At 38.4% G+C, this 26,350-nt stretch carries 28 protein-coding genes and 2 pseudogenes; 5 read left to right on the top strand and 25 right to left on the bottom strand.

The annotated features are described in order from the left end of the window. Positions 1-106: 106 nt before the first annotated feature. Positions 107-640, top strand: a complete 534-nt coding sequence (locus P3R27_RS01710) for a 3'-5' exonuclease (RefSeq protein ID WP_034690269.1) — start codon at positions 107-109, stop codon at positions 638-640. 131 nt (positions 641-771) lie between these two features. On the opposite strand, the pseudogene P3R27_RS01705 reads toward P3R27_RS01710, so the two are convergent. The 4 genes and pseudogenes from P3R27_RS01705 to P3R27_RS01690 all read right to left on the bottom strand — a co-directional run. Beyond that, positions 772-1,179 (bottom strand): annotated as a pseudogene (locus P3R27_RS01705) (GNAT family N-acetyltransferase); the annotation flags it as partial. 112 nt (positions 1,180-1,291) lie between these two features. Next, on the bottom strand, positions 1,292-1,765 hold the full coding sequence (gene tsaE, locus P3R27_RS01700) for a tRNA (adenosine(37)-N6)-threonylcarbamoyltransferase complex ATPase subunit type 1 TsaE (RefSeq protein ID WP_034690267.1): 474 nt from the start codon (positions 1,763-1,765) through the stop codon (positions 1,292-1,294). Positions 1,766-1,879: 114 nt separating this feature from the next. Then, the gene (gene pta, locus P3R27_RS01695) at positions 1,880-2,860 is read right to left on the bottom strand and encodes a phosphate acetyltransferase (protein WP_010734762.1); all 981 of its coding nucleotides are present in this window, start codon (positions 2,858-2,860) and stop codon (positions 1,880-1,882) included. Positions 2,861-3,015: 155 nt separating this feature from the next. Next, positions 3,016-3,696, bottom strand: a complete 681-nt coding sequence (locus tag P3R27_RS01690) for a uracil-DNA glycosylase (RefSeq protein WP_034690265.1) — start codon at positions 3,694-3,696, stop codon at positions 3,016-3,018. A gap of 123 nt (positions 3,697-3,819) precedes the next feature. Between P3R27_RS01690 and P3R27_RS01685 the strand changes: the two genes are divergently transcribed. Further along, positions 3,820-4,689, top strand: coding sequence for a Cof-type HAD-IIB family hydrolase (locus P3R27_RS01685; RefSeq protein WP_034690263.1), 870 nt, complete (start codon positions 3,820-3,822; stop codon positions 4,687-4,689). 26 nt (positions 4,690-4,715) lie between these two features. Then, positions 4,716-5,231 (top strand): LURP-one-related/scramblase family protein, encoded by a 516-nt coding sequence (locus P3R27_RS01680; protein ID WP_034690260.1) that lies wholly within the window; start codon positions 4,716-4,718, stop codon positions 5,229-5,231. Positions 5,232-5,272: 41 nt separating this feature from the next. Here P3R27_RS01680 and P3R27_RS01675 read toward each other — a convergent pair whose 3' ends face one another. The 5 genes from P3R27_RS01675 to gloA2 all read right to left on the bottom strand — a co-directional run bounded on the left by P3R27_RS01675 (position 5,273) and on the right by gloA2 (position 9,179). Next, positions 5,273-7,033 (bottom strand): hypothetical protein, encoded by a 1,761-nt coding sequence (locus P3R27_RS01675; protein ID WP_301399052.1) that lies wholly within the window; start codon positions 7,031-7,033, stop codon positions 5,273-5,275. A gap of 284 nt (positions 7,034-7,317) precedes the next feature. After that, positions 7,318-7,884: a GNAT family N-acetyltransferase gene (locus P3R27_RS01670; protein WP_034690731.1), complete on the bottom strand. Its 567-nt coding sequence runs from the start codon at positions 7,882-7,884 to the stop codon at positions 7,318-7,320. 53 nt (positions 7,885-7,937) lie between these two features. Continuing rightward, positions 7,938-8,117 carry a hypothetical protein gene (locus P3R27_RS01665; RefSeq protein WP_034690733.1) on the bottom strand — a complete coding sequence of 60 codons (180 nt, stop codon included), beginning with the start codon at positions 8,115-8,117 and terminating at the stop codon, positions 7,938-7,940. Positions 8,118-8,197: 80 nt separating this feature from the next. Next, positions 8,198-8,707: a hypothetical protein gene (locus tag P3R27_RS01660; RefSeq protein ID WP_034690735.1), complete on the bottom strand. Its 510-nt coding sequence runs from the start codon at positions 8,705-8,707 to the stop codon at positions 8,198-8,200. A 91-nt stretch (positions 8,708-8,798) separates the two neighbouring features. Continuing rightward, positions 8,799-9,179 carry an SMU1112c/YaeR family gloxylase I-like metalloprotein gene (gloA2, locus tag P3R27_RS01655; RefSeq protein ID WP_034690737.1) on the bottom strand — a complete coding sequence of 127 codons (381 nt, stop codon included), beginning with the start codon at positions 9,177-9,179 and terminating at the stop codon, positions 8,799-8,801. A 278-nt stretch (positions 9,180-9,457) separates the two neighbouring features. On the opposite strand from gloA2, the gene pnuC reads away from it, so the two are divergent. Further along, entirely contained in the window at positions 9,458-10,204 is a 747-nt protein-coding gene (gene pnuC, locus P3R27_RS01650; RefSeq protein WP_010734751.1) for a nicotinamide riboside transporter PnuC, read from the top strand. A gap of 147 nt (positions 10,205-10,351) precedes the next feature. On the opposite strand, the gene P3R27_RS01645 is transcribed toward pnuC, so the two are convergent. From P3R27_RS01645 to P3R27_RS01615, 7 genes are all read right to left on the bottom strand, one after another. Next, positions 10,352-11,617 (bottom strand): hypothetical protein, encoded by a 1,266-nt coding sequence (locus P3R27_RS01645; protein WP_034690739.1) that lies wholly within the window; start codon positions 11,615-11,617, stop codon positions 10,352-10,354. Between the two features lie 81 nt (positions 11,618-11,698). Further along, entirely contained in the window at positions 11,699-11,839 is a 141-nt protein-coding gene (locus P3R27_RS01640) for a hypothetical protein (protein WP_161633747.1), read from the bottom strand. Positions 11,840-11,867: 28 nt separating this feature from the next. Further along, entirely contained in the window at positions 11,868-12,512 is a 645-nt protein-coding gene (pcp, locus tag P3R27_RS01635; protein WP_010734749.1) for a pyroglutamyl-peptidase I, read from the bottom strand. A gap of 249 nt (positions 12,513-12,761) precedes the next feature. Beyond that, on the bottom strand, positions 12,762-13,706 hold the full coding sequence (locus P3R27_RS01630; protein ID WP_034690753.1) for a DUF979 domain-containing protein: 945 nt from the start codon (positions 13,704-13,706) through the stop codon (positions 12,762-12,764). A gap of 10 nt (positions 13,707-13,716) precedes the next feature. Beyond that, positions 13,717-14,403: a DUF969 domain-containing protein gene (locus tag P3R27_RS01625; RefSeq protein ID WP_023520114.1), complete on the bottom strand. Its 687-nt coding sequence runs from the start codon at positions 14,401-14,403 to the stop codon at positions 13,717-13,719. 408 nt (positions 14,404-14,811) lie between these two features. After that, on the bottom strand, positions 14,812-15,603 hold the full coding sequence (locus P3R27_RS01620) for a TraX family protein (RefSeq protein WP_271525105.1): 792 nt from the start codon (positions 15,601-15,603) through the stop codon (positions 14,812-14,814). A gap of 343 nt (positions 15,604-15,946) precedes the next feature. After that, on the bottom strand, positions 15,947-17,371 hold the full coding sequence (locus tag P3R27_RS01615; protein WP_034690746.1) for a basic amino acid/polyamine antiporter: 1,425 nt from the start codon (positions 17,369-17,371) through the stop codon (positions 15,947-15,949). 208 nt (positions 17,372-17,579) lie between these two features. On the opposite strand from P3R27_RS01615, the gene nrdI reads away from it, so the two are divergent. Further along, positions 17,580-18,029: a class Ib ribonucleoside-diphosphate reductase assembly flavoprotein NrdI gene (nrdI, locus tag P3R27_RS01610; protein ID WP_034690749.1), complete on the top strand. Its 450-nt coding sequence runs from the start codon at positions 17,580-17,582 to the stop codon at positions 18,027-18,029. Positions 18,030-18,065: 36 nt separating this feature from the next. On the opposite strand, the gene P3R27_RS01605 is transcribed toward nrdI, so the two are convergent. The 9 genes and pseudogenes from P3R27_RS01605 to P3R27_RS01565 all read right to left on the bottom strand — a co-directional run bounded on the left by P3R27_RS01605 (position 18,066) and on the right by P3R27_RS01565 (position 26,249). After that, complete coding sequence (locus tag P3R27_RS01605; protein ID WP_126134258.1) at positions 18,066-20,039, bottom strand: glucose PTS transporter subunit IIA; 1,974 nt, start codon at positions 20,037-20,039, stop codon at positions 18,066-18,068. A gap of 13 nt (positions 20,040-20,052) precedes the next feature. Beyond that, on the bottom strand, positions 20,053-20,946 hold the full coding sequence (gene murQ / locus P3R27_RS01600) for an N-acetylmuramic acid 6-phosphate etherase (RefSeq protein WP_126134259.1): 894 nt from the start codon (positions 20,944-20,946) through the stop codon (positions 20,053-20,055). Further along, the gene (locus tag P3R27_RS01595; RefSeq protein ID WP_034686693.1) at positions 20,943-22,010 is read right to left on the bottom strand and encodes a DUF871 domain-containing protein; all 1,068 of its coding nucleotides are present in this window, start codon (positions 22,008-22,010) and stop codon (positions 20,943-20,945) included. The genes murQ and P3R27_RS01595 overlap by 4 nt, the downstream gene beginning before the upstream one ends. A gap of 269 nt (positions 22,011-22,279) precedes the next feature. Next, positions 22,280-22,552 carry a hypothetical protein gene (locus P3R27_RS01590; protein WP_034686695.1) on the bottom strand — a complete coding sequence of 91 codons (273 nt, stop codon included), beginning with the start codon at positions 22,550-22,552 and terminating at the stop codon, positions 22,280-22,282. A 135-nt stretch (positions 22,553-22,687) separates the two neighbouring features. Continuing rightward, entirely contained in the window at positions 22,688-22,876 is a 189-nt protein-coding gene (locus tag P3R27_RS01585; RefSeq protein WP_034686697.1) for a hypothetical protein, read from the bottom strand. A gap of 16 nt (positions 22,877-22,892) precedes the next feature. Further along, positions 22,893-24,218, bottom strand: a pseudogene (locus P3R27_RS01580) (Tle-like phospholipase domain-containing protein). Between the two features lie 29 nt (positions 24,219-24,247). Next, the gene (locus P3R27_RS01575) at positions 24,248-24,811 is read right to left on the bottom strand and encodes a hypothetical protein (protein ID WP_080693127.1); all 564 of its coding nucleotides are present in this window, start codon (positions 24,809-24,811) and stop codon (positions 24,248-24,250) included. A gap of 171 nt (positions 24,812-24,982) precedes the next feature. Beyond that, positions 24,983-25,564 (bottom strand): polymer-forming cytoskeletal protein, encoded by a 582-nt coding sequence (locus P3R27_RS01570; RefSeq protein ID WP_019723609.1) that lies wholly within the window; start codon positions 25,562-25,564, stop codon positions 24,983-24,985. Between the two features lie 157 nt (positions 25,565-25,721). Next, a complete protein-coding gene (locus P3R27_RS01565) occupies positions 25,722-26,249 on the bottom strand; it encodes a histidine phosphatase family protein (RefSeq protein WP_034686702.1) in 528 nt (175 codons plus the stop codon). Between the last annotated feature and the right edge of the window lie 101 nt (positions 26,250-26,350).

The following is a 26,350-nucleotide window of genomic DNA, read 5'->3' as shown; positions in this document are numbered from 1 at the left end:
GATCCTTAACTGGCACCATGTTTACTTGATACATAGTCTGAAAAAGCTATTTCTTTTCTTACGAATCTATGTTATGGTTTATTTTTTAAAGGAGGCTTATTTGAAAATGAATTTTATCGCGATGGACTTTGAAACTGCCAACCACCAATCTCATAGCGCGTGTTCCTTAGCCCTTGTCAAAGTGGAGAACAGTCAGATTGTCGATGAATTTTATACTTTGATCCAACCAGAAACGCCATTTTTCTGGCGCAATATCCAAATCCATGGGATCCATCCTGAAGATGTCCGCTTGGCACCTAAATTTCCAGATGTTTGGCAGAAAATCGAAAAGTATTTCCAAAAAAACCGTTTAGTCGTTGCGCATAACGCCGCATTTGATACAAAAGTATTGGCTGGTTGTTTAGATTATTATCAGTTGCCTCAACCGAACTATCTCTCATTGTGTACCGTCAAAACAAGCCGCCGCTTGTTTCCGGAGATGCCAAATCATCGCTTGAATACAGTTTGTGAAAATTTGGATATCACGTTGAAAAATCACCATGATGCGTTAGAAGATAGTCGAGCATGTGCGGAAATCTTGTTATATCAAGAAAAATATTTTGGAACAGACCCATTGAAAAAATTAGTCACAGTGAAATAGTTCAATTAGCTAAAATAAGCTAATTTTTTCATTTCTATTTGTTGATTCCCTTGTACGAAAGAATCAACGATGACGATAAGTAAAGAACCTGAAAAGTGGACAACTACTTTTCAGGTTCTTTATTTTTGAAATCAGTTTATTTCATGCTCAATCGTTCGTTTCATCTTGATTATCGCCAATGATTGACCCTGTCTTCTCGAAGAGTCAACACTTTGGGTTTCCTCTTGAAACCCCATTTTTTGATAAAGATGGATGGCTCGTTGATTGACCGCCAATCCATCAAGAACCAACGTATTAAATCGCACATTTTCTGTAGCCCAAATGATTGCCTCATCTAAAAGAATCGTACCTAACCCCATTCCCCAATATTCTTTCAAGATACTGACCCCTATTTCGCCATGTCGGGGCAAGCCAGGTTTGGGCGCAACAGAAACAACACCTACCACCTGTTTTTTTTCACAGGCTAAAAATAATAAGTGTTCTGCACTTTCTTTTATTCGAGACAATTCAGTTGAAAGTACCTCTTGACTTTTATTAAGTGAACGCTCCTCAACAACAAAATAATCCGTTTCTTGTCTCGCTTAGCGTAGCATCACTAACAATCCTTGAGCATCTGATTTCTCCGCTTCTCTTAACGTAAGTTCAACATCATTAGCCATGAGAATCCGCCCATGCTTCATAAATACGTTTTTCAAACTCTTGACTATTCGGCCCGTATGATTGGAATTTCACATACCTTTTTTCTGATTCTGTATCACTTTTCTCAATTATCAGTTCCAAATAATCTTCAGGTAAAGCATCTTCTAATAGATTTCCCCACTCAATGACCGAAAGTCCATCACCTTCAAAATATTCATCTAATCCCAAATCAGCTCCACTAGCAGCGACACGATAGATATCCATATGGTACAAAGGCATTTTTCCTTGTGTATATTCCCGAATGATCGTATAGGTCGGACTCTTGATCATTTGAACGATGCCTAATCCTTTTGCGATGCCTTTTGTCAAAGTCGTTTTACCAGCGCCTAGATCGCCAGTCAACACTAGATTATCTCCCGGATGAGCGACTTTTCCAATGATTTCTGCTAATTGGTCAGTCATCGCCACACTTGTTAATTCAATCATCATCATTTCTCCTCATTCTTTTTTGTCAGTATAACGTGTAATCCAACAAAAAAAAAGAAAAGAGTCAGGAATCCTCAGCTCCCTAGCCCTTTTCTTTTTAGATCTACTGTTCGATTAATCTAACAATGTTTGTGCACCTGTAATGATTGCTAATTTGTAGACATCTTCTTCATTAGCACCACGAGAAAGGTCACTTACTGGTTTGTTCAATCCTTGTAAGATTGGTCCGATTGCTTCAAAGTTACCAAAACGTTGAGCGATCTTGTAGCCAATGTTCCCTGATTGTAATTCAGGGAAGACAAAGACTGTTGCTTGACCTGCCACTTTAGAATCTGGGGCTTTCAATTGTGCGACTGCTGGAACGTAAGAAGCATCAAATTGTAATTCGCCATCGATCGTATATTGAGGTGCTAATTCTTTCGCGATTCTTGTTGCTTCAACCACTTTATCTACTTCAGGAGCTGCTGCAGAACCTTTTGTTGAAAAGCTCATCAATGCGATTTTTGGATCGATATCGAATAGTTCAGCTGTTTTTGCTGATTCCACAGCAATTTCAGCTAATTCTTGTGCGTTTGGATTCACGTTGATCGCACAGTCAGAAAAGACATATTTTTCTTGATCTCTACCGCGAACCATGATCATAGCACCACTTGTACGACTTACACCTGGTTTTGTTTTGATGATTTGTAGTGCTGGACGTACTGTATCTCCGGTTGAATGGATCGCTCCAGAAACCATACCATCAGCAATGCCCATATATGTAAGCATTGTTCCAAAGTAATTGACATCTTTTAAGATTTTTTCTGCTTGTTCTTTTGTTGCTTTTCCATTACGGCGTTCAACAAAAGCTTCGACCATTTCATCCCATTTTTCATAATCATTTGGATTGATGATCGTGAAGTTAGAGGTTTGGATACCACGTGCATTTGCTGCTGCTTCAATTTCTTCTTTGCTACCGATCAAAATCGGTTCAACTAATTCTTCTGCTTTTAAACGTGCTGCTGCTCCTAAAATTCTTGCATCCGTTGCTTCTGGAAACACGATTTTGATGCCGCGACGTACAATTTTAAATCTTAAACTATCAAACAATTCCACAAAATGACCCCCAGTTATTATTATTAACTACCATGATACACTATTATCAAAAAAAAAAACAGTTTTAAATTTCTGTATCAGTCAAATAATGGATAATAATTAAGTTTTTCACATAGCCTGGAAAAACTGCACTATAACAGGAAAGCGCTGTAACACTACACTGTTTTAGGTAGTTGCCAATCAATTGGTGTTTCACCCAGAGCAAGCAATGCATCATTCGTTTTGGAAAATGGTTTTGAGCCAAAAAAACCACGATGTGCCGATAATGGGCTTGGATGTGGAGCTGTTATTATAATGTGTCGACTTTTATCGATCATTTTCATCTTTTCTTGTGCAGGTTTGCCCCAAAGAATAAATACGATCGGTTTTTCTCGTTCATTCAGCTTCTCTATGATCGCATCCGTCAATTGTTCCCAGCCTTTTCCGCGATGAGAATAAGCTTGCCCTTCTCTGACAGTTAGTACCGTATTCAACAGCAGCACACCTTGTTCGGCCCAAGTCACTAAATTCCCATGAGAAACTGGTTCGATCCCTAAGTCATTCTTCAATTCTTTGTAGATATTGACTAGAGACGGTGGTGTTTTCACTCCTGGTTGTACGGAAAAAGAAAGGCCATGCGCTTGATTTGCTCCATGATAAGGGTCTTGTCCTAGAATCACGACTTTGACTTCTTCATAGGGAGTCAGCTCTAATGCTTCATAAACATGATACATATCCGGATGGATTTTTTGAGTTGCATACTCATTTTTTAAAAATATTCTCAATTGCTGATAATAATCTTTTTCAAATTCATCAGCTAGTAATTCTTGCCAACTATTGTGGATGATTTTCTTCAAATTTCCCACCTCCTATTTTCCAGAATAACTCACAAATAATTTGTTAACAAGTTAAAATCTTCCATCTTATCTCGCATTAGTATGTTAAACTAGGAGGGAGAAAAGGAAAGGAACGGTAATCACATGATCAAATTAATTGCCTCTGATATGGACGGCACTTTACTCGATGCACATATGAGTATCTCATCAGAAAATACTGAAGCAATCCGCATGGCAAATGAGTTGGGTATTGAATTTATGGTCGCTACTGGACGTAACGCACAAGAAGCACGAGCAGCCTTAGATGAAGCAGGAATCGATTGTGCGATGATCACTTTGAATGGCGCGCAAGTTTTTGACAGGTCCGGTAAGTCGCTTTTTACAGTGCCAATTCCAAGTCCCCAAGCCATGACAGTCATGGATATTTTAGATGCAAATGGTATTTATTACGAGGTAGCGACAAACCAAGGATTGTATTCGGAAAGCCAACCAAAAAGAATCGAAAGCTTTGCTTCTTCCATTGCGACCCATATGCCCCATTTGACTTATAAAATGGCGATCGCCATGGCGTCAGCCAATCTTGAACTCTTACACATCACTTATGTTGATAGCATTCGCGAATTACTACTTGATGATAAACTTGAAGTCCTAAAAATCATCTGTTTCCATACTGAAGGTCCTCGGATTCTAGGCCCTGTAGGGAAAGAAATCAGTAATTTAGGCGAACTGGCAGTGACCTCTTCTGGTCAAAATAATCTTGAAGTCAACCATAAAAATGCTCAAAAAGGAATCGCAGTTGCTCATGTCGCTCATGAACGAGGGATCACTTTAGATGAAGTCATGACGATCGGTGATAATTTCAATGATGTCAGCATGTTGCAAACCGCCGGCGTTAGTTTCGCTATGGGAAATGCAGAGATCGAAGTCAAAGATTACGCTAAATACTTAACAGACACGAATCTTGAATCGGGTGTTGGCAAAGCCATCTTACGCGCAATCAACGAAAATTTATAGTTGTTTGAAGAAAGAAGGGAACAAATATGTCAGAATTTTTCATTCAGGAAAAACAGCTGAGTCGTGCAACCCGGACGATCGTCAAAGACGAAAAAGGCCAATCACTTTTTTTGATGGTCGGCCGCTGGGGAACGAAAGGCGATGCTTTATCTCTTTATGCCATGAATGGAGATCTAGTCGCTCATATCAAACAAATCAGTCTGACATTTGGGACACGCTTTGAACTTTACAAAGATTTCGAAAAAGTCGGTACGATGCAAAAGATTTTCAATTGGCCAGGAGATTTTTATTATATTCGGCGATTACATTGGACTGTTCAAGGAGATATCTATAACCATCGTTATCAGATCCATCATTTCAATGAACCAATCATGGAAATGGACAAAGCAACCCTCTTTACCGGTGATTATTATGTTCTTGATATCCCTTGTGAAGAAAATGCACCTATCTGTATCTGTATCGCTGCTGTCCTTGATTACTGGCTCTATCGAAAAAACAAAGACAAAGAAACACCTCTTTCTTATCGCTTTGATGTCAACTAAAATAACGAACGCAAGAAATCAACTTGCGCTCGTTTTTTCTTTTACACTTGTTTTCTTCTATAGAAAAGAAGTGTCACTACATAGATAAGTACTGCACCTACCATGATCCACCAATTATTTCTTTCCCCATTTGTTTGAGGGAAAAGCTGTTGATTCTGTGATTGTTCATTCTTGATGGACGGATCATCATTATTGGTGTTTGATTCAACGGCTAGCGCTACTTTATTTTCACGTCTATCGTTCATTTGCATCATACCTGATCCATCGCTTTCAACTGTCCCATCTCCAGTGATAATAGGCTTGTCAGACTCGTTTGTTGATGAAATACTACTAGAACTACTTGTTGTGGTACTTGTATCTGATTGCTTTCCATTTTCACCTGGATAGGTACTGCTTTCACTCGTGCTTGCTTCTGCAATCCTTTCACTTGTGCTTGGTGCTGTACTGCTTTCATTTGTGCTTGCTTCTGTACTGCTTTCATTTGTGCTTGGTGCTGTACTGCTTTCACTTGTGCTTGGTGCTGTACTGCTTTCATTTGTGCTTGCTTCTGTACTGCTTTCACTTGTGCTTGGTGCTGTACTGCTTTCATTTGTGCTTGGTGCTGTACTGCTTTCACTTGTGCTTGGTGCTGTACTGCTTTCACTTGTGCTTGGTGCTGTACTGCTTTCACTTGTGCTTGGTGCTGTACTGCTTTCACTTGTGCTTGGTGCTGTACTGCTTTCACTTGTGCTTGGTGCTGTACTGCTTTCGCTCGTGCTTGGTGCTGTACTGCTACTTATTGTATCCGTCGTGTCATCATGCGTATTGGTTTCAGTAAAAAATTCATTTGGGTCCCAACGATTTGTTGTAGCATTCAAGATCACATTTTTCCCTATGATCGTTCCATCTTGACTTTGATTGACTGTAATATCCGTACAAGGTGCAATAATCGTCCCTTGGAAAGGCGCATTGATTTCTAGATTTTCTGTTAGATTACCAAAATTCCAAGAAATATTGGCATCAGAAAAATCTTCTGTTTGATGATTGGAACGTTTATTATATTGGATTTGGGATTGTACCGAAAAATTAGTCGGTGCATCTACAACATTGATTACAAGTACTTTTTCCTGAGGATTGTTGATTCGTAAAGGGGTATTCTTTGCCAGAACAGAAGCAGTAACATTGATGACATAGGGCTGATCCCCAACCAGATTTGTACAGTCAATCACACGATTATTCATATCAGGGAAATCATCTGGCGTATATGTTTTTAATGGATCTAACGACATCAACATATTGGATGTCAGCATTAAATTTTCAAACTCTTTGTTGAAATCAATATATTGAGCATCTTCTCGATCTTGATAGAACTCATCCACTGACAAGTGATCCAACTTTGTTCCATTGACCACTATCTTATCATTTTCCGTCGTGATCACATTGTTTGATCCCACAATAAATTTATTCGATCGTTTATCTGAAGCCGCGGTTTCTGCTGAGCTAATAATTGTCTTAACGGATTGTGCATAATTGATCTCTTTATTTAAATCCCCTGTACTGATCGATGTACCGAAGTTATTCGTTGCTGATAGGACACCCGTTGCTACATTCCCCTCTGTATGCGCATTGATGGTCGTTTTTTCTTTTGCGAACACGTGGAACTGAGAAGCAATCCCTAAAACTCCATAATCACCCGTCAAATCATCATAAACACTTCCTGGATCTTGTGGAAGAAATGTCTCAGCCATTGCTTGGAGTGGAAAAAACAAATGGAGAAACAAAACAGATATTAGAGAAAGATTCATAATTTTGTTTTTGAACATTTTTTCATCTCTTTTCTTCGATATATGAAATTTAATAACATAAAAACACTCGTAAGTATATACCTGAAAATCGATAAAATACACATTTTTCTGAAATTATATAGAAAAATTACATTAATTCATACATTCCTCATTTACCATAACGCATAGTATTTATGTTCTTTCACAATTATTTTTGGATTATGTGATATTCCTCACTTTTTTATTAATAAAAAAAGACACACCTTTTCAGGTATGCCTGCATTTTGTTAATCTGGTAAGCTTGATTGAGCAATAAAAACTCACTAGATGATTTTCTTTTGCATATGATCATACAGATGTCCACTGATCGTTCGTTCCCCAATTACTGTGAACCCATGGCGCTCGTACAATTTTCTAGCTTGCGGGTTTTGCTTATCGCAACTTAGTCCAATGACATCGCGGTTTTGTTTTTTGACGATTGGTGGCAAGGCTTCTAACAAAGAGGAACCGATTCCTTGTCCTCTAAATTCTTCTGAAACACAGATAGAATCTAAATACCATTCATCAGGGAATGTTTCTCTATCCGTAAACATTTTTACTTGCTCATAAATGCCATGCTTTTGTAAGATTTTTTCTAACGGTTGGTCGATGATTGGTTCTTCTTCATCTGTATAACCGTAAACGATTCCTGCTACCTTGCCTTCTCGCTCATCAACGATCCCTCTTGTATAGCTGTAACGATAGTCTGGGTCTGTAATAGCTTCTTCCAAGACTTCTAATGTTTTTTCTTCACCGTACTTTAAAAGAAACGGTAGATCCATATCTTTCAATATAACTAAAATAAGCGGAGCGATAGCTGCCGCATCTTCTTTTTTTGCATTACGAATCATTTCTGACACTCCTTTTTTTCATTTTACCATAATGAAATCTCAGAGCAAAACAGCTAATTCAAATAATCTTCAATTTTTTGTGTCACGAAATAACCATTTGAAACGATTGCTTTTGCTTCAAAACGACAGTAGGGGCAAACGATCGGCATCTCTTTTTTTACGTGTTCAACGATATGATTTACTTCTTCATAAGTGAATTTTTTCCCACAGTTTGGACAAACCATTTTTTGCATGATTCCCTCAATCCCTTCTTTGTTTTACACTTTTAGCTTACTCTTATCTAGAAAAAAAGAGAAGTGAAACCACTTCTCTTTCAAGCACTGATCAGTACATCTTCTAAACGTTTCGGTCCATCAACGGCTACACAATAATACAATTGACCACTTTTTGTCGTGATTTCCCAACTTTTTGCTTTCCCGTGATGCTTCCCGACTTTATGGACTGCTTCTTTCATTGCTGCCTGTGGATGTTTTACTTGATGGATCGTTTTCAAGTGAAAGAATTGCCCTGGTTCGTTTCGGCTTTTATCAACAACCATCGTCTTTCCTGAGATTGGATTCACTGTGATCACTCGATTGGGAGTATAAAAAATATATTCATACATCTTTTTATTACTTTGGTCTTCGTCTAATTGGTTGAACTGGATACGACTGACTTTCTCTTCATGGTACTCATCTCGCAAAATAGACACTGCCTTTTGCAATGAGATTTGATATTCTTGGTCACTGATGTCATCAAAAGAAAAGTTTGCATCCAATAGTCCTAACGAAGCCGCTAAGCTAACAATGATAGCAATCGATGCTGCAATGATTATTTTTTTCATTCCATTCTCTCCCCGTTTTTTACTAGAATAACAAGAAATAGGAAAGAAAAAAATCGAATGAACGAAAGAAAAAGTGACAAATTTGTTACCTTTATTCGTGTAACTCCAACGGCAATCCGTCTGGATCAAAAAAGAAAGTCATTTTTTCGCCTGTAAAGGTATCGATACGGACTGGTTCAGTTTCAATCCCCAATTCTTGTAATTCCGCGACTGTTTCTTCGATATGTTCCACTTTGAATGCTAAGTGCCTCAAACCACAAGCTTCTGGATAGCTCGGTCTTTTAGGTGCATCTTTGATGCCGAAAATCTCAAGCTCCATATCTCCTAGTTTTAAATCTAACTTATAATCGCCACGGTCTTCTCGATAATTTTCACGAATAACTTCAAAACCTAGCAAATCAACATAAAAAGCACGTGACTTTTGATAATCCGACACAATGATCGCAACATGGTGAACGGTTGTTAAATTCATTCTCACACTTCCAATCTTTTTGTTTCCTTTATCTTATCAGTACTTTTAAACATAGCAAAGATTTTTCTCCCGCTGCACAAAAAAAGAGAGACCACATCAAATGGCCTCTTACTTTTCATCATTTGAAAGTAAATGTTTCTCAGAAAACAATAAAATCGAATAATAACATATATTTTTTTTAAATGAAAGACTAGAAATAAATTTTAAAAGGAATACAATAATTTGTGTCTCTAAAAATAAGAAAGCACTATATATTGTGTTTTAAGGGGTTTTTTATTATGAGTAATTATTTCAGATTTTTGATTCATCAATTGAAAGGCTGGCCACAACAAAATTATTATCTATTCTATTTTAGCCTAGGTTGCCAAGTCATGACACTTGTGAATCAGCCAATCACTTGGTTGTCGATCATTACTTTTATCGGGACAAATCTAGGGGTGTTATGTATTTTATCAATCAATGCCGCTAAATCAGTCAACGGTATTCTAGGAATTCTCTCTGCTATTTGTTTTATCGTTGTTGGCTTTTCTGCCAAAAACTATTTAAGTATCGGCGAACAAATTGCTTATATGGTCACATTGGATATCCCAGTTTTATTAAGTAAAGAATGGAATCATAATATGGCTTCTAAAATTCGAGAATTTAGTGGGAAAAGTTGGTTGATTGCATTAACCGGGACTGTTTTCGTTTACTTGATTTCAGGTTATTTGATTGGTACGTATACAGACGACCCTCGTCCTTGGATCGATGCCATTGCTTTTTCGATCAGTCTTTCTGCCGGAATCATTAGCTTCCTTCGCTACAACAATCAGTATTATTGGTGGCTTGCTTCTGGTCTTGCACAAATGGTCTTATGGTATGTTTCCTATACCCATGGGTCTGCTAGTTTAGCGATGTTTATCAATAGCTCTGTTTACTTGATCAATGATTTATTAGCCTTTACTGTCTCTCCTTGGTACAACAAAAAAGAAAGAGCGCGAATGCAGCGTATGGAAGCAGAATATTTTTCGCACCATGTTTCTTGATGGAAAACACTAAATAACCTTGTACTAGAAATTGGTTTGTTTTCAAACCTCTTACTAAAGCGAGAAAGTCACCCAAAATAGGCTGGGACTTTCCTCACTTATTTCTAGGTATCATCATACCAAGATTCTCTCAGCGATTCGAGTCACCTAAATCAAATCCTTGAGCAACATTCTAATGTCTTCATCCAGCGTTTGTATCACTGATTCCAATTCTTGGAACTTTTTTAATGCAAGCTGTTGTTCTGAAGTAAATACATAGTCTGCTTGTTCATATTCTTGGAGCAAAGAGGCGACGGATTGTTTTTTGATTTTCTTTGCAAGTTCTTGCCATTCAGTTTCTGTCACAGTTTTTGTTGTAGCTTGCTGTTTTTCTTCGCGTTCTTTACGTAAAATCTTTAAAAAACCATTTCTCATCACCCGAGGGATACTGTCGAAAAAGCCAGTTGTAAATCCATAACGCTGATATTGTTGCCAAACAAAATGATAAATTTGCGGTTGGATAAAACGCTGTTCTTTTGCTAATTGATCGACGTCTACAGCTTCATTCTTCGATCCTTCTCGCAGACTAGCGATAAACTCTGCAAAAAAAGCGACAGATGGTTGGCTTGTCTCAACCATTGAAACAGACGACCAATCTTTTTGGAGAAATAGTTGATAATTAGTCAAGAACGCTTCAACGTCTTTAGTCAAATCTTCTGAAAAATCCTCAAATAATGATTTTTTCTCAAGGATTTTTTTCGGCTTTTCTTTTGCCTGATAGCTAACTTGTTGGATGTACTTTTCCATTGCTTGATAGTCTGCCAGATAAATCGGTAACTGGGCATGACGAAATTCGGCGATTCGTGTAGTTCGCTTTTTATCTGGTAAAATCGGTTGTTTCAGTCGGCGATTATGATACAACATTAGACAATATTCTTGCCATAGTCGTTCAGGAAAGGCAATATTTTGTTGTTTCAGCCAGAGGATCTCATCCAGCGCTAGATCCACTTTAGTCATTCCCTGATTGATCGACGCTGCAACTGTTGGACTAACGTGCAAGTGTTCTGCAAAATGATTGATCCCTAGTTTTAATTCCTTCCCCGTTTTAGGGGAACGAACGATATATTGGACTTTCAGTTCACGGCCACATTCACAATAAAGTTTTTGTTGTCTGCGTGATGTGCGATAAAATGGATTGATCTTAAAGTCGGAAAAAATCCAATCCGTTGCTGCTAAATAGTTTTCTTCCAAAAACTGCGAGTGGATCAAATAACGACGATGTTGATCCATGACAACTCGTTGTTGTTTCGTCAATCGTTCATAGATTTCCCATCGTTGGCTACTTGTATATTGTTTGGAGATTTTTATTGGGTAGTGTTGCTTGATTTCTTTTGGGAACCATTCGTCAAAAATTGCTTGCCAACTTTCATTCATACCTTTCACCTGCCTTTCTAAATTAAGAGAGTAAAAATAAATACGTTCAAAGAGCAACAAAAAAGCCGAAAATAATGTGAGCTATTTTCGGCTTTTCGCTTTTTTCATACGTGAAGCTGCGGGTGTGACAGCAGGGTCTTGCACTTGCTGTTGGAGGTCAGCTTCTGGAACACCATTTATCTGGTTGTAGGGGCACAAGATAACGATTGTCCTAGATCTCATCTACCACTTGCTTCGCTTCAGCAAACTCTCAGTGAGTTGTTCCTGCGTTACCTGAAATATCTTCTTTGTTGTTTACTGCTGCTTCTACCGCATAAGTCAATGAAGCCGCAATATCATCAAGTGACATTGCCGGTGTCCCTACAGGGCGATCGATGACTTGATCTGGTGAGAATGGCACATGGATAAAGCCTCCACGAATCGTTGGGAACTCTGTTTCAATCAAGTGTAATAATCGATACATGATGTCGTTGCATACAAACGTACCAGCTGTATAAGAAATATAGGCTGGTAAACCATGTTCGTGTACATTTTTTGTCATTGCTTTGATTGGTAATGAAGTAAAGTAAGCAGCTGGGCCGTCTGCTTCTAACGGCGTATCAAAGGGCTGGTTGCCTTCATTATCTGCAATACGTGCTTCAGCTAGATTGATTGCTACACGTTCAAAAGAAATCGCTGAACGTCCACCTGCTTGACCAACACAAATCACGATTTCAGGTTGATGTTCTTGGATTGCTTCTTTTACGACTTGACCACTTTTACCAAAAACAGTGGGAACTTCTAATTTGATGATTTCTGCACCGGCAATCTCAGACGGCATTTTTTTGACTGCTTCATAGGCAGGATTTACTTTATCTCCACCAAATGGATCAAAACCAGTTACGAGTACTTTCATTTTTCATTCCTCCATTATTCTATAAAATGATGCGTCCCATTCATCCTTCAAAGATCTATCTAAACATTAAAATTTGATTGTTTCTCACGCGTGTATTTAGTACTTTCAGTGAGTCATTCTTATTAGAAGGACTCAGTGTCTATCTATTTTAACAAAAAATAGTCAATAATGAAATGCTTAGCTGTTCAGAAAAAGAATCAATCTTCTCCATATTTTATGGAAATCATTGATTCTTTTTCGCTCAAGATACTATTTAAATAAAATCATATAGACGATTTGGAAAACCAGCATGAATACAGCAACAAATAGTTGATTCTTGATCACGCCGTATTTATCTTTCATTTCTAACATCGCCACTGGTACTACGTTAAAGTTAGCAGCCATCGGTGTCAACAACGTCCCACAGAAACCGCATGTCAACGCGACCATACCGATCAATGCTGGATTAGCCCCTTGACTAAAGACAAAAGGCGCACCGATTCCGACTGTCATGACGGTGATTGCCGCAAAAGCATTCCCCATGATCACTGTAAATAGAACCATGCCTAGCGCATAGATGATGATACCAATATTGACATTTCCTTCTGGAACGATCGTACCGACAGCACTAGAAATCACGGTACCAACACCTGCACTCGTGAAGACCGCACCTAACGAAGCTAAGAGCATCGGTAACATACTTAAAGGACCGACTGTACCTAACATGTCTGAAGCATCATCCAAGAAAGTCGTTGGGCGATTATCTCTTGAAAAGAACATCAAGATCAACATTGCTACAAATACCCCAACACCTACACCGACTAAAGCACCTAAATCAGTGAATAGTGCGAATAAAATGGCAAAGATCCCAATACTCAATGCCGGAATAAAGATTTTCATCCCTAATTTATCTGACATTTTTTCCATGTATTCTTTTGATGGCAAACGACTTGCACCTTTACTTACCCTTTTTGTGATTGCTGGGATCGTCATCGCGAAAATCAAGATTCCGTTGTAAGTTGGAGATATCCAACGTCCAGCAGAAATCACGACTCCTAAAACTGTCCAGAAAAAGGCAGAACCAAATCGATGAGGGTTACTCTTATCAAAGGCATTACGAAGGCCCGTATAAATCAAGACTAATCCCATCAAGATATATAAGATTTCCAATAATTTTTCACTTAACAATATTTCAGAATTTGTAAAAAAGTTCAAAAAATCCATCTTATTTCTCCTTTCCTGAATAGTATTTCTTCGCTAATTTCTTTTCTTTTAGATAAAAATAGACACTCGCCACGACTAGAGCTGTGATTGCGACTGGTATTTGCACCAATGCCAACTGACCAAGAGTTACCTCGTAGCCTAAGTCTTTTAATGTGGATTGTACTAATAAAGCACCGGCTCCACCGATAAATAGTACTTGACCAAAGAACCAACAAATATTTTCCATTGCTGAAGACATTCCTTTTAATTCCTCTTCATGTTCCGGATTGACGGTTAATCCTTTTGATTCAACGGTACCTAACGCCATTGGCATGATGATTGGACGTACAAAGCCGGCCACCCCACCAAAGCTGACATTGAAAGCTGCAAAGATCATTCGGAAAACACCATAAATATCGATGATCATTCCAGCGGATACCTTCTTGAAACGTTTGATCAACGTTGCAGCAGATTCCTTCAGACCATTGCGTTCTAACGTACCAGTTGCTAACATAATAATAATAAAAATTGCCATTCCTCGGTTATTTACAAAACTTGTACCTAAAGTTTCCAGCATACCTTCAAGTCCTAATCCACCAGTAAATGCGGTCACGACTAACGCAACCATAACGATCAAGATCGAATCTAACTTGAAAGCAAAACCAAGAATAACAATCAGTACGCCTAAAAGGCTAAGATAATTTTCCATCTGTTTTCCTCCTAAAAATTACATGATATTTTTTCATTATAAAATAAAATTGATTGAAAATATAGAGAATTCTTACAAAAAAAATAATATATTTCAAAAATTCTGTCAATTCTATAACAACAAATGACTTGAATTCTTATTTATACTGCCAATTTTCTTGAACTACATAACCTTCTTTGCCTCTAGCTAAGGGATCAAAACTGTAATGTTTGAAACAAAACCTAAAAACAAATGAGACATGTTTGGGACATTAGTCCTCTCCCCTAAAATCGAATAAACGACAGGAACTGAAGGAATCTCTTCAAAAAACAAGGCACCATCCACAAGAATTTGAAGAATAATTTTTGTGGTTGGTGCCTTATTTCTTGAGGCTGAACACTTCTGTCCAGATCTCGCCTCATTTGTTTCTTAATGAATAAAAGAAAGAATCAAATAAATGATCCACAGATGTAACGGATAAAACAAGTAAAAAAAGTATTTGTCGAATGCGCGTCCGGTTCCACCTAGTTTTCCATTATAAAGTATGATAAATGGGATGACGGTGACCATCATAAATTCATTATCAAACGTTAAAAATTGATACAATGATTGATAATCAGGCATTTGTGTGTAGGTTAAAATTGCTAGACAAAATAAAATCAGCGTATAAACAAAAATACCTAGAATCAATTTCCCTCGTTCTTTTTTCTCGCGGAAGAAATACATCAGCAACAACATTGGAACTAAATACAGACCACCTTCTGAAAAAGCAATCGTGATCATGACCAATAAAAGTGCTACTGCTACGAGCATTCCTTTTTTCCAAAGTGTTTTTCCTTTTATTGTAGAAAGAAGCCACATCAAACAAAACAGCAAAAATAATGTCAAAAAGATATTATGTGGACCTAAAAATAAATAATAGTTTGGCTGATGATTATATTCATTGATGTAATTTCCTGTTAATAAATGATAGATGATATTTCCAATCGCTACTACGAATGCAGCTATTCCTAATCGTTTCGCATACTGATATTTACTATGCGTATACTTGAAACCTTCAACTAATAAAAATACAAATAATGGCGCAACAAAACGTCCCAACCACGAGACCCAACTTGGCAACCCCAATTGCATCCCGAAATAACTGTTGATATGATCAACGACCATAAAAACAATTGCTATCCATTTTAATTGATAGCTCGTCAACCCTTTCACTCTCATATATTCCCTCCATTTTTTTATGCCTCAAGAAATAAGTATAGCCAATCGCCACCTATTTCGACCATCTTTCTCTCAACCTTTTCTCTTACAAAATTGTTTGTTTGGATCATCATTAAAACAATATCTGCCTCAATGTGTCAAAATGTGACAACGTAAACATTCCTTTTCACTGAAATGAAACGAACAATCGCGGAAAAACGTTGCGAGAAAGTCACGTATCGTTTTCATCGAAGAAACGGCGAACAGGCAATATGAAAAAACACCTAAGAAATGACCTGAATCGGGTCGATCTCTTAGATGCTTTAGGGTGATACAAAAGAATGGTTTTCAACTTTTATGAGTTTTATAAATGCAATACCCCAGTTGTAAATAATGCCAATGCCGCTACTCCAAAAATCGAGACTAACGAAAGCAATAAATAATCAAGTTTTGTCTGTGGAACAGCTTGCTGTTTTTCTTTTCTTGCTTTGAGGTAAAATAAGATACCTGGTAAAAATAATACAAGAACGAGCATCACTTCATTGAAAGCAACAAATAGCATTGCCCAGATTTGAAAAGCACTTGCTAATGAGCCAACCAAGAATTGGACCCATTCTTTTCTTTGATAAGATAGTTTCATTTGATATAATCCTAAGAACAACCACGTAAAGAAAATCGCTGCTGTTCCAAGGGTATAAGCAAAGTTATAGGCACTATCTGTAAACAGTAGCGAAAGCAAAAAGATATTTGTACATAAAGTCGTTAATACGATTGCATATGTCGGTGCGCCCTTTTTATTGACTTTCCCCCAACGCGCTGGCAATAAGCCGTCATCTGCCATATTGCGCATCGTTTCAATGGGTAAAATCGTCCAAGATAACCATACACCGACCAAGGAAATGATCAGTCCACCATTGATCACGACAGCTCCCCATTTACCAACCATCATCTCAAACACATAGCCCATTGCTGGCTGCGTTTGGATAGTTTGGAGCTCTTCCATCGTCATTGTACCGTAAGGCAACATCGAAACTAAAACATAGATCACGATCAATCCAAAAATTCCTAAGATCGTGGCTTTTCCGACATCTGATTTTTTCTTTGCTCGTGAACCAACCACAGATGCACCTTCAATTCCAACAAATACCCAAAGCATCACCATGATACAACTTAGGATTTGACTTGAGAAAGGAATCGGCTGGCCATTGGCATTCAAGATGATATCACTTGAAAAATTATTGATGAATTGTTGCAATGAGAACGTGCTGATAGCAACAATAATAAATAAAAATAGCGGAACTAATTTACAAATTGTCACGATTGCATTGACGTAACTGGCATTTTCAACTCCTCGATTGACGAGCCAAGCATATCCCCATAAAAATATAGTACTGACGATGACCGAGGCGACATTTTGTCCCCCATCGAATACTGGAAAGAAATAGCCCAACGCACTCATCAATAGCGTAGCAAATGCCACGTTTCCTAACCAGCAGGTCAGCCAATAGCCCCACCCACTGATGAATCCCGAAAATCGACCAAAGCCAGCTTCGGCATAACTAAAAATACCACCTTCTAATTCTGGACGTTTCTTATTGATATTATTGATTGACAAAGAGAGCATCATCATGGACGTCCCAACTAATACCCAGCTGAACAGTGCTGGGCCACCAGCCGATCCTGAGATGTCGGTCATAATACCGAAAACGCCACCTCCAATCGCTGATCCAATCACTAAGGCCGCTAGTGGGATCAATCCAATACCTTTTTTCTGTTGCTCTGTGTCCATGTACGCATCCTCCAAAATAAACCGCTTTTATGCAAAGTATAGCAAAACTTCGTTTCATTTATTTTTTTCTAAAAAATTCTAATTGAAATTTAATTGTAACTATTTTTTTCTAATTATACAAGGAAAGCGACCGCTTCTCTTCCTCTTCTTCTCTACCCAAAAAACAAAAAAATGCTATACTGGATAAGAATGATTGGAGGACGATATCATGAATATCTTATATATCTCAATTTCTGGTAATACCCGAGGATTCGTCAAAAAATTAGCAGCATTTGCTGTGGAACAACATGAAAAAGATGCTTCACTTCCCTTAGTCCACCTGAAAGAGATCCATGAGAATAGCGATTTTGAAAAAGAAACCACATCTTTCTTTGTGTTTGTGCCAACCTATCTAGAAGGAGGCAATGGCATTGACAGTGGTGACCAAGAGATTTTGACAGAAACCATGCGAGAATACTTGGAATATCAAGAAAATCATGCGCTTTGTCTTGGTGTTGTCGGTAGCGGAAATAAAAACTTTAACTATCAATATTGTTTGACAGCGAAACAATATGCTGAACAATTCGGCTTTCCTATGATAGAAGATTATGAATTACGTGGCACACCAATAGATGTTGAAAGAATCTACCATGCCTTAGTTCAACGATATAGAGCTTAATAAAAAGCGCAAAATCAAAGGATTTTGCGCTTTTTATTATTTTACACTTTCAACATCCATCACGGGTGTTTTTGCTGTTGCTTCACCTGTATGTGTTAAAACAAACGTTAAGACATGTTCCATATTTGTCAGGAGTACCATCATAGCAGTTTCTTTTCCTGCCTCTTTGATTGCAGCTAGATCTACGTCCGCTATCATCGTATCTTTTGTGACAACTTGTCCTTCACTCACTTTTATATCAAATGGTGTTCCACCTAGTTCCACAGTATTGACTCCCATGTGGATTAATATCTCTAACCCATCAGCTGTTGTTAATCCGATGGCATGTTTCGTTGGGAAAATAGAGCTGATGATCCCAGAAGTTGGCGCATAGATATGACCATTCGTTGGTTCAACAAAATACCCTTCGCCCATCATCTTTTGAGCAAATACAGGATCACTCGCTTGTTCGATTGATTGCACTGTACCATCTGCTACTGCACATAATTGCACGGCTTGTGTTTGATTTGTTGAACCAGTACTTGATACTGTATAAACAGGTGCTTCTTCTGCTAATTCTTCTTTCGCTAATTGTTCTTTAGGAATTCCGAAAAAGAAAGTAGCTAAAAATCCGCCCGCATAAGCAGCTAATAATCCAAGGACGTAGCCAAACCATTTGCCATCTGAAATCAAAGGAATCAACGCTGCGCCAGAAGGTCCAATAGCAATGGCCCCAATATTCCCGATCAAGCCGATCACCGCACCACCGATACCGCCTCCAATACAAGCAGTAATGAATGGACGACCTAAAGGCAATGTTACACCATAGATCAATGGTTCACCAATCCCTAAAATCCCTACAGGTAGCGCACCTTTGATCATTTCAGTCAGTTCTTTGTCTTTCTTACAACGTACCCATAAAGCAAGCGCAGCACCAACTTGTCCAGCTCCTGCCATTGCTAAAATAGGCAATAATAATGTACGTCCTGTTTCATCGATCATTTGCACATGGATCGGAGTCAATATTTGATGCAGACCAAACATGACCATCGGTAAGAATAATGTACCTAATACAAATCCTGAGAAGGCGCCACCCACACTAAGTACCCAATTGATCCCTCCTACCATACCATCCGAGATAAAACCAGCTAATGGCATGATCAAGAAAATCTCGATCAACCCGATGGCAATCAATGAAAGTGTTGGTGTCACAATGATGTCTACTGCATCAGGAACGATTTTGTGTAATTTCTTTTCAACGATCGAAAGCAACCAGACCGCAAAAATCACACCGATGATCCCACCTTGTCCGGCAGCAAGTGGTGTCCCAGTAAACAGGTTTGTCAAAGGAGCTTCCAGATTCATCCCCGTCAACATGACAACCGCACCGATCACTCCACCCAGTGTTGGCGTTGCACCAAATACTTGAGCGGCATTGATCCCAGTATAGATGACAAGATAACTAAACATCCCATTTTTAAGAATGTTCATGATATCGATGTACTGTTGCCATGACGCCCCGTCAATAGTTCCCGCAGTGACAAGGTTTGTCAATACCGCAGCGATTCCTGCAACGATCCCTGTACCAACAAAAGCTGGTATCATTGGGACAAATATATTCGAGATATCTTTTAAAATCGATTTGATTTTTGAGGGTTTTTGTTTTGATTTTTGTGCGTTCTTCATCTCTTGGGCACGTTCGTTGACCTTGTCTTTCCCTGATAAACCAGTTGTAGCATTAGGGGTTCCAGGAATTTTTTCACCTAGTTTGACTCCTGCTTGGTCAACCATTTCTTGTGCGACTTTGTTTACTTTCCCTGGTCCGATGATTACTTGTAACTGTTCATCCTCAACTACCCCTAACACGCCCGGTATCGCTTTCAATTTCGCTACGTCGACCAACGATTCATCAATGACCTTCATTCGAACCCGTGTCATGCAATGGACAACGCTGTCTACGTTGCCCATGCCACCAGCCCCAGCATAAATTTGTTTTGCCAGTTCTGTCAAAGTCAATTCATTTTTTGCCATTTTCTTTTCCCCCTTACAACGTTCGTTTTACAAAGCCGTCTGCCTCAGCTAGTTTTCTTTTTGCTGTCTCTTTGTCACTATTCGTCAATAACATAACGATCGCTAGTTTAACATTTTGTTCCGCTTCATAAAAGTATTTTTCTGCTGTTTCATAATCCACTTCTGTTGCTTCCATGATGATTCGCTTTGAACGTTCGACTAATTTGTCATTTGTTGGCTTGACATCGACCATTAGATTATTGAATACTTTTCCGATACCGATCATACTGATTGTAGAAATCATATTTAAAATCAATTTCTGTGCAGTTCCAGATTTTAAACGTGTCGAACCTGTTAAAAATTCTGGTCCGGCATCTACCTCAATAGGAAAATCAGCATGTTGACTGATCTCAGCCTCTTTGTTACAAGAAATCGTTGCTGTCTTTGCGCCGATTGAACGAGCATAGTCTAAGCCACCAATCACATAAGGTGTGCGACCGCTAGCAGCGATACCTACAACCAAATCATTTTCCGTCAAATCCAACTGGATCAAATCTTCTTTCCCTAACTCAAGTGAATCCTCTGCACCTTCAACTGCGACAGTCATAGCCGCTTCACCACCTGCAATCAAACCAACGACCATTTCAGGCTCTACACCAAATGTAGGAACACACTCGGCTGCATCCAGCACACCCAATCGTCCACTTGTGCCAGCGCCCATGTAGATCAAGCGTCCATTTTTTTTGAAAGAAACAATCGCGGCTTCAATCACTGGTTCAATACTTGATAGTTCTTTTGCGACAGCTGCTGCCACTTCATGATCTTCTTGGTTCATCAAGCGAGCGGCTTCAGAAACACTCATCTCATCCAAACCAAATGTCTTTTGATTTCTACGTTCCGTTGTTAATTTATCTAAATCAATCGTCATTTCTCAATTCCTTCTTTACATTTAAATTTATAAATCATTCCTGCATGGATTTGTTGGATCAATGGCAAATCAACCGAGATTACTCGTGCCACACAATTGACTTTTTCATCTGCTGGTAAATCTTCTTTCATTAGTTGGATTTCACCCATATAGCGAAGATACGCTTCATTATCTAACGTGACCGTACCTGTTTTCCGTTCATCTGTTAGTCGAGCAGGAATAGGAGGGATTTCTCTAAATCGTGCGTCTGCACTACGTACCACAGCTTTAGCTTCATCTTGTCGATTCGTATGTGTACCTAAAATGATTGGTCCAAATGTTGGGTCCAACAATGTCACATGCAATAAGATACCACCCGTTTCTTTATAATACGAAAATTGTTCCTGCGTGGTCAGCGATAGCCCACCGTCACCAATATAGATCAGATCAGTTCCACATGAAGCTAAGTCTAGCGCTGCTGCCAAAGGATGTTGGTAACGATGTTCCTCCAATGTTGGAAGTCCTTTGTATAAAGGCCCTCTCAACACTTCATCTCCTGGTACAAATCCTTGAATCGTAAATCCTTGTTCTGCTAACCATTGATTTTTTCTTTGGTACCACGATTTGTCTAACCCTGTTTCTGGGCGCGGATAATAATTGTGCCAAGCTTCCATCTGAGTAAAATCAGCACCTGCTTCTTTTAATTCTTGTACATCTTGTTCAGTGATCGTGCTTGCATTCAAACTGATTTTCAATTGATGAGACCACTTCGCAATCTGTTGGTTCGACAGGTGATAATCCATCCGCAGACCTGTCACACCAATCTCTTTTAATGGCTCAAGATTTTCTAAGGAGAACCCTGCCAACTCTAATGCCTTACCCGATATATCTACCATCAACTCTAATCCGGTTGCTTTTGCTTCTTGGCCAAGTTCCGTCAAACGCCTTTTATAAGCTGAAGGATCATCTTCTGGAATATGCATGGATGTAAAGATGCCAATAAATCCCTTCTCCGCCATTTCATGGATATACGTTTTTGTTTCTTCAGACAACTCTTGATTCATAAATACAGAAAAACCAAACATGTACTGTCCCCCTTACCATGTATCCGCATTCATTCATAAATTGATTATACTTCTTATGAAATAATTTTTCAACATAAATATTAAATATATTAAATTTCATTTCTTGGAGGTGTAAAAAACCTAATCCATGAATTCATCTAAGTAGTCAATACAAAAAAAACCAAAAATAGTCCAACCTATTTTCGGCTTTTGTAGATTATTCAGTTGATCAGTTCTGACAGCATCCTTTCATCAATTTATGTAAGAATAAGTTTTTTGTGTTTCTTTGACTAACCTTTTTCTAAGACTTTTTCTTGTTCAACTAATGCTAATGAAACTTTATTGCCGAATTGACCTTTAAGCGCCTCCTTCAATCCTGTACCTGCTGAAGAAATCGTGCGTTTTGCTCTATTTGTCTCATTCTTCACAGATTGATTTGTCGTTCTTATTTTCAATCCCTTCTCACTTTTCAGCGCGATTCCAAGTGAACGAGTGAAGCATTTCTCCATATCTTTCTGATATTTCTCCCACCATTGATCAATCGTTTCAATCATTTCAAACATCTCAAAACCTCCATTCTTTTTAATCCAATTGTGCCAGTTTCTTACGATAGACCTGCTCGTTATCTTCTAGGTCAAGCTGGATTTTCTTTCGTTGATGGCGCAATTCCGTCGACAGATCCTCTTCTAAACGAGAAATCATGATACGTCCATAGTCAAAGTCCACTTGGGTTCAGAAAAAGAGCGCAAAATCAATCGGAGATCTTTGTAAGTTGCTTCCGCTAGCTCATGGACTTTTCTTTCTGTTGCAAGCAATGCTTCTTCTTGCTCTGATAACCTTCGTTTCGTTGCTTGATATGTTTCATAAAGCTGTATTTCCTGACTCAATTTTCCTCTCCTCCTTTTATACCCCAAACAATTGATTCGCTAATTCTTTGTCACGTGCCACCATTTCATTGATTTTTCGGGTGATTTCAGCGGCGAGCGTTTGAAACTGTTCCGACATCTGATCGATCTGGCAGATCTTATCTCTAAATTCCTGTGTTGGCTCATCGACAATCTCTCATTTTGTACAATTAACTTCGGCTAATGTTTCAATTACCTCGTTGTACGTCAAATGTGGCGTATAATTGCGTATTCTTCCCAACCAGTCATTCCATAACTCTTCCAACTCCATGATCCCGCTTTGGTAAATCACGCGAACATTGCTCATCGCCTCATCAAATTTACTTGCTGCGATCTGTACGACAGCTAATGCTTGGCTATCTTCTAAATAAATTCTTTCTGACCGAGAAAGTCCGCCACCACTTGCAGTCAGCTTCTTACGTAACTCTTTTAATGTCAAGAATTCTTTGACTTGAACCTTGAGCCACTCATTTTCTTCTTTCAAACGCTTGATTTCATCTAGCGTATGCTCGCCACTGACTGCTAGTAGTTTGATCATTGCTTCGTTTTCCAAAAGTGTTTGTTGCCACAAAGTTGGGGCTAACAAGATCCCCCCATTGCCATCGACGTATACGATGATCTGTCCATGCTTATCGATATAATTTCCTTCTTTATCAACCCTGAATTGATCCAATGAATGCCCTACTGTTTGCCACCCTAGGTTATCAATCCCAAAACTATGGATTGGCAACATTCCTTTTCCACCGGTCACAAGCCCACTCGTGACGACATCCGAAGTGTCGTAGATATTGATCAGGGTACCGTTGTGATTATCGAATAAGGCTTGTGCAAGCCCTGGTCCTGCCGCGCCGTACGTCACACTATCATAACCATTGATTGCTGCGACAAAAAGTGCTTTAGCGCCACCTAACGAGTGCCCAGTCGTTGAGATCGTATAGCCATCTGATTTGGGATACTGCTTTTCAATTTCACGGGCATAGTTCAAGGCAGAAGCAAATGCACCATTTGAGTGTTTATTACTTCGACCAATTTCCTCAAGGTTAGTATGCCAATCTTTGAGCGAATTCGTGCCAGCATAGGCAATCGTAAGGTTTTTGGTGATGACGGAATCGGGGAAGCCGGGAACTTTTCTTAAATCATTATCATTAAGTTTTTTGAATTCATCTTTAATTTCTGCTACTACCATTGCCTGCATACTGTTTTTCTTTGGCTGGGATTCATTAGCGATTTTGTCTTTATTGGTATTCACAGTACCTATAATGATATGATCTGTTCCAAGAGGTCTATTACCATATTTAACTTCGCCACTCTCTAATTTATAAATAAATTCAGATAAGTATCTATTTTAATCCATTAATTTATTCCCCCGGTATAATAGATTATTTGATCCTCTGAGATACCGATTTCCTGTTTTTCGTTTTTTTCATCTATAAAATAAGGCCCATTATCTCTGCCACTAGCTATTCTATAAATAAACTTATCTGTTTCAGCAGATCTTGTGTTTAGCCCTACTTCTTCTTGATAAACATCATTAACTGTGAAATAGATGACTAATGAATTCATCGGACTAATCGAATATCCAGTAAATTCTATTTTGTTTATATTTATATATTTCCTAACACTTACAACTTTTTCTACATATTCTTCTGTTGTCAAATCCCCATTACTATATTCTTGTGTAAACCTATCAGTTTCCTCAACATTGGTTGTATATAACCGATAGTTATTGTATACATAATTCGCCAAATCTTTCTGTATTTCCAACAATTCTTGACGATCTCCTTCTCTTTTATCCATATACATTTTTCCTCCAATTCCTCCTAAAATAATTACTACTAATACACCTAGCAAAAGCCGTTTTTTCATATACCCTCCTTTATCTATGAATATCTGTTCCCCCATATTATTTTCTATCATAGGGTTACTCTCTTTTTTGTTATATACGTTTTTTCACTCAATTGTTTTTATGTAAAACTTCTCACTATGCCTATGGTCGTATCACTAAGGATTGATATCTGATGTTTTTTAATGAAAAAAAACATCTAAAACAGAAGGATTTCTGCTTTAGATGTCTTTATGACTATAAGATTATTCGCTAACTGTTACGTCGCCTGTTACTGATGCGTCGTTTTCGTCAAGTTTTGCTGAATCTTGGTATTCTTGTTTTTCAAATGTTACGTTACCCTCTACTTTTGCTCCGTCTAATACAAAGCCGTTCGCTTTTACAAGTACGTCACCTTTGATTGTTCCGTGAACGATATTTGTGTTTTCTGATTCAACGATCAATGTTGGAACAGTGATTGTGTATTCAGCAGTTACGTTACGGTCATCGTCTTGTGAGTACAAAGCAATTTTGCGGTAGATGTCTGCACTTGCATCATCTTTGTCATGGAATTCGCCTGCGATAGTTACATCATTTGAGAATGTCACATCACCTGTTGCTGCAACGATCCAGTTACCGTCAGCTGACATTGCTTTTTCTAAAACAGCTGGATCATCACTGATTGAAGCTGTTGATACAACATCTGCCGAACTTTCTGTTGTACTTACTTCTGTTGTTGATGAAGCTGAACTAGAATTAGATGAATCATTGTTGTCAGCACCACAAGCTCCTAAAGCCAAAAGTGCTGTTGCTGTTAAACCTAATAAAGATAATTTTTTTGATAACATTAAATTTCTTCCTCTCTTTTTGTATTCCTATGAAATTATACCATGAAAGCGTACTTATGTGAAATAATCTTCATGAAAAGAAAAAATATTTTATATAGTAGAAAATTTATGATAACATCCTCTACAGTTATTCTTTTTACGCCAAGAATAAAAACAGCTAATCAAAGGTAACTAATTCCGTATTTTCAACAAAAAAGTCAAAGAATGTGTCGTTTGGCATCGGATGAAAATAGGCATTGATGATTCGGATCAGTGCATTATGGCAAACAAGCAAGTAGACATTGTCTTCATCTTCTAAGCACTCTTTCAATAAAGGGGTGATCCGTGCATACACATCTAAAACCGATTCCCCATTTGGAAAACGTACCGCAAAATTTTGGCGTACACGTTGAAAGTTTTCGTCTTCGCTAGGACGCCCATCATAATCCCCAAAATCCATCTCGATCAGTCGTTCATCCACTGTCATAGGTAGATTGACTTTTTTGGCTACCGCTTGTGCCGTATCTCTTGCGCGTTGCAAAGGGGAATGGATGATCTTGGTGATCGGTATTTCCAAGTTTGCAACTTTTTCAGCGAGTTTTTCTGCTTGTTGTTTACCTTTTTCTGTTAATTCGATGTCTGCATGGCCACAAACTAAGCCTTGAGCATTCCAAGTCGTTTCGCCATGTCTAGTAATATATAACATTAGATAACTCTCCTTTATTTTATGCTCTTTCAATTTTATCATACAACTTCAGTCCAAATGGATCATCTGCTTGGAGTCGACGACGTTCGATTAGCCTTAGT

It is taken from the genome of Enterococcus spodopteracolus, from assembly GCF_030441955.1.
Classification (GTDB): Bacteria; Bacillota; Bacilli; order Lactobacillales; family Enterococcaceae; genus Enterococcus_B; species Enterococcus_B spodopteracolus.
The sequence above is the reverse complement of the archived record's forward strand: the minus strand, read 5'-3'. Positions and strand labels throughout refer to the sequence as shown.

Excerpts from the sequence above, each read along its gene's own strand:
- P3R27_RS01710 (WP_034690269.1), top strand. The coding sequence starts at position 107 with ATGAATTTTATCGCGATGGACTTTGAAACTGCCAACCACCAATCTCAT.
- tsaE (WP_034690267.1), bottom strand. The coding sequence starts at position 1,765 with ATGATTGAATTAACAAGTGTGGCGATGACTGACCAATTAGCAGAAATC.
- P3R27_RS01685 (WP_034690263.1), top strand. The coding sequence starts at position 3,820 with ATGATCAAATTAATTGCCTCTGATATGGACGGCACTTTACTCGATGCA.
- P3R27_RS01680 (WP_034690260.1), top strand. The coding sequence starts at position 4,716 with ATGTCAGAATTTTTCATTCAGGAAAAACAGCTGAGTCGTGCAACCCGG.
- P3R27_RS01675 (WP_301399052.1), bottom strand. The coding sequence starts at position 7,033 with ATGTTCAAAAACAAAATTATGAATCTTTCTCTAATATCTGTTTTGTTT.
- P3R27_RS01670 (WP_034690731.1), bottom strand. The coding sequence starts at position 7,884 with ATGATTCGTAATGCAAAAAAAGAAGATGCGGCAGCTATCGCTCCGCTT.
- P3R27_RS01665 (WP_034690733.1), bottom strand. The coding sequence starts at position 8,117 with ATGCAAAAAATGGTTTGTCCAAACTGTGGGAAAAAATTCACTTATGAA.
- P3R27_RS01660 (WP_034690735.1), bottom strand. The coding sequence starts at position 8,707 with ATGAAAAAAATAATCATTGCAGCATCGATTGCTATCATTGTTAGCTTA.
- gloA2 (WP_034690737.1), bottom strand. The coding sequence starts at position 9,179 with ATGAATTTAACAACCGTTCACCATGTTGCGATCATTGTGTCGGATTAT.
- pnuC (WP_010734751.1), top strand. The coding sequence starts at position 9,458 with ATGAGTAATTATTTCAGATTTTTGATTCATCAATTGAAAGGCTGGCCA.
- P3R27_RS01645 (WP_034690739.1), bottom strand. The coding sequence starts at position 11,617 with ATGAATGAAAGTTGGCAAGCAATTTTTGACGAATGGTTCCCAAAAGAA.
- P3R27_RS01640 (WP_161633747.1), bottom strand. The coding sequence starts at position 11,839 with ATGAGATCTAGGACAATCGTTATCTTGTGCCCCTACAACCAGATAAAT.
- pcp (WP_010734749.1), bottom strand. The coding sequence starts at position 12,512 with ATGAAAGTACTCGTAACTGGTTTTGATCCATTTGGTGGAGATAAAGTA.
- P3R27_RS01625 (WP_023520114.1), bottom strand. The coding sequence starts at position 14,403 with ATGGAAAATTATCTTAGCCTTTTAGGCGTACTGATTGTTATTCTTGGT.
- P3R27_RS01620 (WP_271525105.1), bottom strand. The coding sequence starts at position 15,603 with ATGAGAGTGAAAGGGTTGACGAGCTATCAATTAAAATGGATAGCAATT.
- P3R27_RS01615 (WP_034690746.1), bottom strand. The coding sequence starts at position 17,371 with ATGGACACAGAGCAACAGAAAAAAGGTATTGGATTGATCCCACTAGCG.
- nrdI (WP_034690749.1), top strand. The coding sequence starts at position 17,580 with ATGAATATCTTATATATCTCAATTTCTGGTAATACCCGAGGATTCGTC.
- P3R27_RS01605 (WP_126134258.1), bottom strand. The coding sequence starts at position 20,039 with ATGGCAAAAAATGAATTGACTTTGACAGAACTGGCAAAACAAATTTAT.
- murQ (WP_126134259.1), bottom strand. The coding sequence starts at position 20,946 with ATGACGATTGATTTAGATAAATTAACAACGGAACGTAGAAATCAAAAG.
- P3R27_RS01595 (WP_034686693.1), bottom strand. The coding sequence starts at position 22,010 with ATGTTTGGTTTTTCTGTATTTATGAATCAAGAGTTGTCTGAAGAAACA.
- P3R27_RS01590 (WP_034686695.1), bottom strand. The coding sequence starts at position 22,552 with ATGTTTGAAATGATTGAAACGATTGATCAATGGTGGGAGAAATATCAG.
- P3R27_RS01575 (WP_080693127.1), bottom strand. The coding sequence starts at position 24,811 with ATGATAGAAAATAATATGGGGGAACAGATATTCATAGATAAAGGAGGG.
- P3R27_RS01570 (WP_019723609.1), bottom strand. The coding sequence starts at position 25,564 with ATGTTATCAAAAAAATTATCTTTATTAGGTTTAACAGCAACAGCACTT.
- P3R27_RS01565 (WP_034686702.1), bottom strand. The coding sequence starts at position 26,249 with ATGTTATATATTACTAGACATGGCGAAACGACTTGGAATGCTCAAGGC.